The organism is Campylobacter sp. CH246, assembly GCF_004378835.1.
In the GTDB taxonomy this organism is placed as follows: Bacteria; Campylobacterota; Campylobacteria; order Campylobacterales; family Campylobacteraceae; genus Campylobacter_D; species Campylobacter_D jejuni.
On record NZ_RYYA01000028.1, the window covers coordinates 1 to 644 of the forward strand.

Annotated in this window: 1 protein-coding gene; it reads right to left on the minus strand. The window is 29.5% G+C overall.

The window, feature by feature from the left end; genetic code table 11:
- On the minus strand, positions 1–644 hold a 644-nt coding region (locus ELQ06_RS08535), incomplete at both ends, for a 6-hydroxymethylpterin diphosphokinase MptE-like protein (RefSeq protein WP_134237517.1).

Consider the following 644-nt stretch of genomic DNA (forward strand, 5'->3'; position numbering starts at 1 on the left):
TCACAAGCCCATAGAAAAGGTTTTTCTATGGTTCCTTCTATCCTTGCTCCACCTTCGGTACAGTTGTAGGTGGTGATATTAAATAATTTTTGAAAATAATTAATGTCATTTTCAAAAATTAGTCGAAACATAGTCCAAATTTCAGAGCTTTCAACTTTTCCGTTACCTCCATAAGCTAAACATTGAAATTTGCCCTTATCTCTTTGAAAATGTCCTTCATGTTTATCAAGATTTTTATAATCTTTAGTATGGGAAAATCCATCTTTTGCATAAGCTAAATCCTGTCCTATGAGAATAATGTTTTTATAGTTTAAATATTCTGTAAGTAGGTAGCTCATATTTGCTACACTTTTGCCCATGTTAAAATATCCAAAATAATCTAATTTTAAATATTGTATAAAACTTGCATATGTAGATACAAGCATAAAATTTCTATTATTTTTTTGAAGATATTTTGTAGTATGAGGGTGGACATAGGATTTTAGAACAAACAAAATATCCTTATCAAATTCCCCAAAATCATTGTTAAAAAATTCAGAAGTTAAAGGAATCCTTTCCAAAGAAAGCACATAATCAGGCTTTATACCATGTTTAGCTAAAATAGGATAAGAAGAATCCGCACAAAAAATCGTAGCTTTACTAGC